At 51.0% G+C, this 8793-nt stretch carries 10 protein-coding genes; 8 read left to right on the plus strand and 2 right to left on the minus strand.

Going from position 1 to position 8793, the window contains the following annotated elements:
* Nucleotide 1 precedes the first annotated feature (1 nt).
* The 8 genes from ACYQ2M_RS11155 (at nucleotide 2) to phnW (ending at nucleotide 7028) form a co-directional block, all read left to right on the plus strand.
* Nucleotides 2-415, plus strand: coding sequence for a hypothetical protein (locus ACYQ2M_RS11155; protein ID WP_459916417.1), 414 nt, complete (start codon nucleotides 2-4; stop codon nucleotides 413-415).
* A 281-nt stretch (nucleotides 416-696) separates the two neighbouring features.
* On the plus strand, nucleotides 697-1845 hold the full coding sequence (locus tag ACYQ2M_RS11160; protein ID WP_459916418.1) for an extracellular solute-binding protein: 1149 nt from the start codon (nucleotides 697-699) through the stop codon (nucleotides 1843-1845).
* 51 nt (nucleotides 1846-1896) lie between these two features.
* Nucleotides 1897-2982 (plus strand): ABC transporter ATP-binding protein, encoded by a 1086-nt coding sequence (locus tag ACYQ2M_RS11165; protein WP_459916419.1) that lies wholly within the window; start codon nucleotides 1897-1899, stop codon nucleotides 2980-2982.
* Entirely contained in the window at nucleotides 2979-3851 is an 873-nt protein-coding gene (locus ACYQ2M_RS11170) for an ABC transporter permease (protein WP_459916420.1), read from the plus strand. The genes ACYQ2M_RS11165 and ACYQ2M_RS11170 overlap by 4 nt, the downstream gene beginning before the upstream one ends.
* The gene (locus ACYQ2M_RS11175) at nucleotides 3848-4642 is read left to right on the plus strand and encodes an ABC transporter permease (protein ID WP_459916421.1); all 795 of its coding nucleotides are present in this window, start codon (nucleotides 3848-3850) and stop codon (nucleotides 4640-4642) included. Before ACYQ2M_RS11170 ends, ACYQ2M_RS11175 begins: the two co-directional genes overlap by 4 nt.
* The gene (locus tag ACYQ2M_RS11180; RefSeq protein ID WP_459916422.1) at nucleotides 4639-5463 is read left to right on the plus strand and encodes an alkaline phosphatase family protein; all 825 of its coding nucleotides are present in this window, start codon (nucleotides 4639-4641) and stop codon (nucleotides 5461-5463) included. Before ACYQ2M_RS11175 ends, ACYQ2M_RS11180 begins: the two co-directional genes overlap by 4 nt.
* Before the next feature lie 166 nt (nucleotides 5464-5629).
* Nucleotides 5630-5938, plus strand: coding sequence for a hypothetical protein (locus ACYQ2M_RS11185; RefSeq protein WP_459916423.1), 309 nt, complete (start codon nucleotides 5630-5632; stop codon nucleotides 5936-5938).
* Nucleotides 5919-7028 carry a 2-aminoethylphosphonate--pyruvate transaminase gene (gene phnW, locus ACYQ2M_RS11190; RefSeq protein ID WP_459916424.1) on the plus strand — a complete coding sequence of 370 codons (1110 nt, stop codon included), beginning with the start codon at nucleotides 5919-5921 and terminating at the stop codon, nucleotides 7026-7028. Before ACYQ2M_RS11185 ends, phnW begins: the two co-directional genes overlap by 20 nt.
* Before the next feature lie 87 nt (nucleotides 7029-7115).
* On the opposite strand, the gene ACYQ2M_RS11195 is transcribed toward phnW, so the two are convergent.
* A complete protein-coding gene (locus tag ACYQ2M_RS11195) occupies nucleotides 7116-8165 on the minus strand; it encodes a hypothetical protein (RefSeq protein ID WP_459916425.1) in 1050 nt (349 codons plus the stop codon).
* 86 nt (nucleotides 8166-8251) lie between these two features.
* Entirely contained in the window at nucleotides 8252-8677 is a 426-nt protein-coding gene (locus ACYQ2M_RS11200; protein ID WP_459916426.1) for an arsenate reductase ArsC, read from the minus strand.
* Between the last annotated feature and the right edge of the window lie 116 nt (nucleotides 8678-8793).

Here is an 8793-nt window from a genome sequence, read left to right on the forward strand (position 1 = left end):
TATGAATCTTGATGCCTTGACGGGGCTTGCCACCCGCCGGAACATGGCCCGGGCCATGGTGGTCCTGTGTATTTATGATGTGATTAAATTCATATCCGGGTATGACATCATGGCGCGGTCCGGCATCAATCCCTGGATATTCCTGTTGATAGATCTTGTGACGATACCGGGATATTTTATCGGATGGCACAGGCTTCTTAAATCCATGGGGGAAAAAGAGTTGGATTTTTTTTACTTAATTAGATGGGGAATCATCACCTTCTACTGCAGCACTGCGCCTTATCTTTATGCCCTCTGGTCCGGCAGAGGAACGGCCTCTGCACCGGTGTGGTGGGCATTGTCTCTGATTATCCTGCTCTTAACCGTCAACCTGATTCGAAAGATTTGTGAAAAAATATGTCACATTAAACCGTAAACATTCATGAAGACAAGATTTAATCAATCCCAAATCAACGAAAAATAAAAAAATAACATTCACCTGATACCGTATCCCTTCAAGTGCATGACGTCTCATCCATACTAATTTGAGCGATTGCCTGTTGTCAGCGCATTGCAAGGTGCTGCCGGTTCATATGTTGGCTTGAATTTCCCATGCGGTAAATTCAGCTGATGGAACTGGACAGATATTATTTTAGCCGGGGAGTATCAAGCGGTATTCAGTGTTCGTCATTATAATTAATTTAGGAGAATTTCATCATGGAAAAGAATACCCCGTCAATGGATCGCAGATCATTCATCAAAAAAGCCGCTTCAGGTGCCGCCGTTTTTGCCACGGCATCCATGGGGCCCTGGTTTATCAAGGATGCCCTCTCTTCCTCGGGCACATTGAATTTATTTACTTGGCCGGATTACTCAAAACCCGAAGTGATCCAGGCCTTTGAAAAGGCCACCGGCATCAAGGTAAAGGTGACCAACTACAGCACCAACCAGGAGTGCATGAACAAATTACGGGCCACCCGGGCCAAGGGATTTGACATTGCCCAGCCCTCATTGACGGAGTTTGCCCTGCACATGGATTTTGATCTCTACCAGGAGATTGACGAGGGTAAAATTCCCAATCTGAGCAATCTGGAATCAGCCTTTTATGAAAAGTCCAAAAAACTGGGCGGTGTTATCCGGGGACAGCGGGTGGGGCTTCCCTATGACTGGGGCACCGAGGCCATGGCATTTAATACGGAAAAACTGGATCTGAAATATGGAGAACTTTCCTATGGAAACCTCTGGGATGATGCCTATGCAGGTAAGATCACCTGTCGCCCCCATTCAGTTTTTATCGGTACCGGCCTTTACCTGGATGCCATTGGAAAGGTTCCCTCAAACCGCATGTATGACACCTATGAATCCGAAGAAAAGATGAAAAAGATCTATGATCAGATTCTTGCCTTTCTCATTGAAAAGAAAAAGAACATTAAAATGTTCTGGAACAATGCCCAGGATCACCAGCTGGCCTTTCTCCAGAATGGTTGTGTCATCGGGCAGACATGGGACGGCCCCATTCTCACCATGAAAAAAGAGGGAAAACCCCTCACCTATATGGCACCCAAAGAGGGCGCCATGACCTGGGTGGATTCCATGGCCATCGTGAAAAACGCCAAAAACCTGGAGCAGGCCTATGCCTTCATTAACTGGGCCTACACACCGGAAGCCGGTGCGGTGGTGGCAAATGCCACCGGGTATAACTCGGTGGTAAAAGGGGCGGCTGATCTTTTGGATGAAAAAACCAAAAAAGGGTTTGCCCAGGCCTATCCCCAGGATGCCCTGGAACGGCTCTGGTGGTATGTGTCAGAACCGGCCTGGTTTGTTCCTGCCAGAACCGTTTACCGGGATCAATTCCAGGCGGCATGATGAACGTGGCAGGTCTGGTTTTTAATGGGTTTTGCAAGGCAGGTAATTGAAATGGCATCAAATGTGGGACATGACGTGCATATCAAGGACGTGACCATGGCTTTTGGGCCGGTCACTGCCGTGGACCAGGTAAATGTTCACATTCCGGCCGGAACCTTTTTTTCGTTTCTGGGTCCGTCCGGATGTGGCAAAACCACGCTGTTGAAATTAATTTCCGGGTTTCTGGAACCCACCCGGGGTGAAATTTTGATCAATGGTATAAATATGAAGGGCGTGGGGCCCAACAAGCGACCCACTGCCATGATTTTCCAGAATCTGGCGCTGTTTCCCCTGATGACAGTGGCGGAAAATATCGCTTTTGGTCTGGATGTCATGGGGATGGAGAAAGGCCAGAAAAAAAGCCGGGTGGAGGCATTGCTGGAGCTTGTGGATCTGCCACACACAGGGAATCTGCGGGTGACCGATCTGTCCGGTGGGCAGCGGCAGCGGGTGGCCATTGCCAGAGCTCTGGCTGTGGAGCCCTCAGTGCTGCTGCTGGATGAACCCCTTTCCGCACTGGACCTGAAGCTGCGCAAACACATGCGCACTGAATTGCGGCAGATTCAACAGAAAACCAACGTCACTTTCATTTATATCACCCATGATCAGGGAGAGGCCCTGACCATGTCCGACCGGGTGGGGGTGATGTCCCAGGGCGGTGTGTTGGAGCAGGTGGGTACCCCCAGGGAGATTTATGATCATCCCCGGACCGCCTTTGTTGCCTCCTTTGTGGGAGAGAACAATGCCATCCCGGTGACCCTGGTTGAGAACAAGAGGGAAGGGTGCATGGTGGAGAGCGAACTTGGCACCTTATCCTGCCGGAATCCACTGAACATTGAGTCGGGATACAGTGCCATTGCCTTTATCCGGCCGGAAACCATTGCTTTGGTGAACGGGTCGGGCAGCTACGGTAATCAGATAGAGTGTCGTATCCTCAGCCAGCGGTTTGAAGGGGCATTCATGACCATGGAACTGGCCGCCGGTGACGGTACCCTGTTGACCCTGCGCCAGAGCAACAACGGTCGTCAACCCCAACTGGCAAAAGGAGATCTCGCTGACATTACCTTTTCTTCGGAACATACAGTGGTGTTGAGATGATCCATAATTTTGGAAAAACAGGCACCTTTGTGGTGCTCACCCTGGTGGGCGCATGGCTGCTTTTCATGGTGATCGGTCCCCAGCTGATTGCCATTGACTACTCTTTCAGGCCCCTTCTTCCCTTAAGAAAAATCGGAGGGCCTGAAGATATCTATACCCTGAAAAACTACCTGACGCTTTTCAGCAATACCTTGCATCGATCCATATTTATCAAGACCATCTGGTCCAGTATACTGGTAACGGCCACGGCCCTTGCCGTTTGTTACCCGGTGTCGTTTTATCTGGCCCGGGTGGCCAGGGGGGCTAAGCTTTCCCTGATGCTCATGGCCATTGTGGTGCCCTACTGGATAAATGAGCTGTTGCGCATTTTTGCCTGGCAGTTGATTTTGTCCGATGCCGGCATTCTCAACCAGATCCTCATGGGGCTTTCCCTGATCCATGATCCCATCAATTTCAGGGCCGGCAATTCCGCAGTGATCCTGGGCATGGTGTATGCCTATATTTTATTCATGGTGTTCCCTTTGTACAACGCCATGGAGAGCCTGGACCAGAATCAGGTGGACGGTGCCAGGGATCTTGGGGCTTCCTGGCCCACCATTCATCGGCGTATCGTGATTCCCCACGCCAAGCCCGGCATTGCCGTGGGATGTATCATGACCTTCATGCTCACCGCTGGTTCTGTGGCTGCGCCCCAGCTTCTGGGCAGTCCCTCCTCTTTCTGGTTCACCCAGATCATCTATACCAACTATGAAACCGCCAACTGGAATTTGGGTACGGCTTATTCCGAGGTGCTGGCGTTGTTGTCCCTGGTATTTATCTTTATCATGCTCAAATTGTTTAAGGTTGGGCTGAAGGATTTCATTAAATGATTACATCCGACAAAGTGATGGGATGGATAACCCACTCTTATCTGGTTCTGTTTTTTGCATACCTGTTCCTTCCCCTGGGGTTCATGTCCGTTGTGGCCTTTAATGCTTCGGAAATACCCCAGGCCATTCCCTGGCAGGGGGGGACGTTCCACTGGTTCCATGAACTTTTCCGGGACGGGGTGATGTGGGAGGCCCTTCTCAACTCTTTAATGGTGGCCGTTGCCGTGGTGATCATTTCTGTTCCCACAGGGCTTTGCGCGGCCATGCTGCTGACACGGCTCCATTTCCGGGCAAAGAATCTGCTCTATGCCCTTATGGTGTCCCCCATTCTGGTGCCGGGAATTGTCCTTGGGATCTCCACCTTTTTGTTCTGGGATGCACAGATGAATATTCCCGGAGGTCTTTGGACCGCGGTCATGGGACAATCTTCCTTTATTGTCTCCTATTGCATGCTGTTGATCATGGCAAGGGCCCAGCGGTTTGACCGCACCCAGGAGGAGGCCGCCTTTGATCTGGGGGCCAGCCACGGCAGGGTGTTCTGGAAAATCACCTTGCCGTTTTTAAAACCGGCTCTGATTTCCGCCGCAGCCCTGGCGTTCATGCAGTCCTTTGAGAATTATAATACCACCTTGTTTGCCATCGGCATTGAGCAGACCTTGCCTATCTTCATCGGCACCCGGCTGCGGGTGTTTATCAGTCCGGCCATGAACGCCCTGGGTGTCGTGTTTATCTGCCTCACCCTGTGCGGAGCCCTGGCATATGAATTTTTGAGACGAAAAAAGGCCTTATGATGAAAAAACTGATATTTGTTCTGATCGATGGGCTTCGAAGCGATGCCTTGAACAGGGGGTATTCCCCTACACTTGACCATTTAATGGAAAATGGGGCCTTTTCTCTGGAAATGAAAACGGTTTTCCCCCCCCTGACCCTGCCGGCCCATTTTTCCATCTTCACCTCCCTTGCCCCCTATGCCCACGGGGTGACCACCAACACAGGACTGCCCGATACCTCGGCACTGTCCCAGAGTTTTTTTACCCATGTCAAGAGCCATGGCAGGGTGGTTTCGGCATTATATTCTTGGGATCATTTGCGTAATCTGGCACCTCCCGGGGTCATGGATCTCTCTTTTTATCGTAAAATTTGTAATGAATCCCAGTTAAGACAGCTGGCCCGGGAGGCCGTTTGCCACATCGTTTCCGAGGGCCCGGATTTTTGTTTTGTCTATCTGGAATGGACCGATCTTGTGGGCCATGGCGCCGGGTGGATGTCAAAAGAGTATCTCAACGCCGTACAGGAGGCGGATCAGGCCCTGGCTCAGATCTATAATGCTGTTACCTCCCTTTCGGAATACAATGACTATAATCTGGTAATACAAAGTGACCACGGTGGCAGCGGTAACCATCATTTTGAGAATATCCCTGAAATCATGAATGTTCCCTTTATTGCCTGGGGGCCAGATATTTGGAAGGAGGGGCAGATGACCTCTTCTCTGTCTATCCTTGATACGGCACCGACCCTGGCAAAAATTATGGAAATTCCCCCTCATCCTTCCTGGGAGGGCCGCGCAGCTTCCTCCATATTCGATGGAGACCATTGCAGTGTCATTGCTTAAAGAGAACGTACCCAGGCCTTGACCTGGGGTGGAGAAACCTGAAAAAAGGAAATAAAATGTCAGTATTTATAAGAAATAAAGCGTATTCAGGACCTGTCAAAGCCGTGGTTCTGGACTGGGCAGGTATCTCAATGCCATTGAACTGGGGGTGCATCCCATGGAGGCCATGGTGAAAATCGGGGATACCATTGCCGATATTGAAGAAGGGCTCAATGCGGGCATGTGGACCGTGGGGATTGTGATTACCGGTAATGAAATGGGGTTGACCCAGACGGATCTCGAAGCCCTTTCTTCTGAAGAAAGGGAGCGCAGAATTTTGGACATTCGTGACCGATTTAAGGCGGCAGGGGCCCATTACATCCTGGACCGGACAGCTGACGTCATTCCAGTGATTCAAGAGATAAACAAGCGCCTTGCTGCCGGTGAGCAGCCCCTGGTGGCCAAAGGAAACACATATGGAGACGACACTGATTAAACCTGAAAATCATTATCTTCTTCTGACACCGGGGCCGTTGACAACAACAGCTTCGGTCAAGGCCGCCATGCTCAGAGACTGGTGTACCTGGGACAGTGATTATAACGATATTGTGGAAAAGATAAGAAAAGAACTGGTTGCCCTTGCCACGGCATCCTCCGGCTACACTGCCGTGCCCATGCAGGGCAGTGGCACCTTCAGCGTGGAGGCCTGTATCGCGACGGCCGTGCCGGCATCGGGCAGACTTCTGATTCTGGCCAACGGGGCCTACGGCCGCAGGATAGCTGCCATTGCTGACCGGATGAATCTCTCCTGGGTCATCCAGGATGCAGGGGATCTTGCCTGGCCGGACTTGGATGAGCTGGACCGGATGCTGAAAAAAGACCCGGCTATTACCCATGTGGCAATGGTCCATTGTGAAACCACAACAGGAATGCTTAATCCCGTCGGGGAGCGGGTTCACAGTTGCGGCAGGGAATTTATTGTGGATGCCATGAGCAGTTTCGGGGGAATCCCCATGGATATGGCTGACATCAAAGCCGATTACCTGATCTCCTCTGCCAACAAATGCATACAGGGGGTACCGGGATTCGGGTTTGTCATTGCCAGGACAGATGCCCTGGCCCGAACCCGGGGAAACTCAAGATCCCTGAGTCTGGATCTCTTTGACCAATGGGAGACCATGGAAAATGGGAAGGGGAAATGGCGATTTACCTCCCCCACCCATGTGGTCCGCGCCTTTGCCACGGCCCTTGATGAACTGGGGGATGAGGGTGGTGTGGAACGGCGTTTTTCACGCTATAAAGAGAACCAGGCCATTCTGGTCAACGGCATGGTTGATTTGGGTTTTACGCCCCTGCTGCCCCGGGAATACCAGTCTCCCATTATCACAGCATTCTATAACCCGGATCATCCCCAATATGATTTTTATGATTTTTATACCCGACTCAAGAACCGGGGATTTGTGATTTATCCGGGAAAAGTTACGGAACGCTCAACCTTTCGCATTGGAAATATCGGGAATGTTTTTCCCGGGGACATTGAACGTCTGCTGAAGGCGGTAAAACAATCTATGTGCTGGAAGGATTGAGACCTGGAGGTCAAAACAGCTGCCCACTGCCGGGATCAATACGATTTCGGCAGTGGACATTTTTATTCTGGACGTATATGATTTCTCTTATTTTTTCGTCCAGGCCGTACTCCGGCCTTTGAGTTTTGCCGTGACCATGGAAAATGTCAGCCGGACAATGATGTTTGTTGCCACAACCAGCATGGACATGGCACATGCCGGGGCGATATCGCCTGCATCGTCCATATTGGCGATGGCCACGGAGGCCAACGGAAGGTCCGCTGAATACAGAAAGATAACGGCTGACACCGTGTCAATAAGGTAGCTTTCGCCGTTCGGTCCGCCCATGCCGTTGCCATTGACAGCGGTCTGCTGTTCCGCTTGGATGGGATCGGAGGCGGGCAGTGTGCAGGGCGCGCAGGACTTGTTGCGGGTATGGTCGGTGAGATTCATGATCTTGAGAACGCCAGTTTCCAGGTCTACCGGGGTCAGACTTTCATACACTTCGGTTTTGTCGGCGACCAGCGGGGTCCAGCCCAGGGTAAAGCTCTGCTTTTCCACAATGGTTTTGTAGACCTTTTTCAGGGTCATGGCCCGTTCTGGGGAGGGGAAGAGCAAAATAGAGATGTCCTCGTGCAGTACCTTGGCCATCTCCGGTATCAGCCGGCGGTTTTCATCCAGGAAGGTTGCCTTGGGTTCGTTGACATCCTTCAGGTCCTTCTGAGTCCAGTGGTGCCATCCTTCCTGGAAGGTGGTGCTGTCAAATTTACGCGCCAGGGCAAAGGAGCTGTCCGTGGTGGCGCCGATGCCGCCGTGACACCCTATACAAGATGCGGTTTCTTCAAAGGTCTGGGGCCGCAGGTCACCGGCTGCATCTTCTATGAAGCCCTGGTAGACCCATCCCACACCGTTGGAGACCCCCTCTTCCAGGTTGCCCATGGGCAGCTTGAGACGGTCGGGAAAATCGTCACGCTCCTTTACTTCGTCCAGTGCCAGGGTTTCAAGCTCTGCATAGGTCAGCCATTTGAGTTTCCGGGCATAACGGATCTCTTTCATGCGTGGTGCCATCTCGATATTACCGCTGTCAGATACCGCCACATACCGCAGAGTATTGAGAAATTCAGTTCCTGCCGGGTACAGACCGGCAGCCAAGTGCACCGAGCCTGCTTCAAGGAGGGGTTAAAGTATGTTATCTCACCTTTGGTCAATTATTAGTAAAATAAGTAAGAAATGGCAGTTTAGCGTTAATTTTTCAGTTGAAAATGCTCAATGAGTTTTTTACGTATCTCATCCCGAATGCCACGCACCTGTTCAAGCTTTTCGGCATGGGTACCGGTCACCTTTTCAGGATCGGGAAAGGGCCAGTTCAACCGTTTGTTGATGCCGGGGTAAACAGGGCATTTTGCATCGGTTGCCGCATCGCATACTGTGATGACATGGGTAAACAGCCGGGATTCTTTAAAGAGGGTAAAGGCATTCTGGGGCTTTTTATGTGACAGGTCCATTCCCATTTCGTTCATCACTTCCAATACCAGGGGATTCACCTGGGTCCCGGGCTCAAGTCCAGCACTGGTCACCTGGAATTCAATACCTCCCAGTTTGCTTAAAAGGGCTTCGGCCATCTGGCTTCTACCCGTGTTATGGCTACAGATAAAAAGGACTTTATTCATGATCTTCTCTCCATGTCATCCCAATTTAAGATGACGATGTACATCTGTTGTTCCCCGATATGGAAATTTGTTTTTTGATTTGCAATTTTCATTGCATTTCGCCATATTGCGTCAAG

Source organism: Desulfocicer niacini (genome assembly GCF_054657595.1).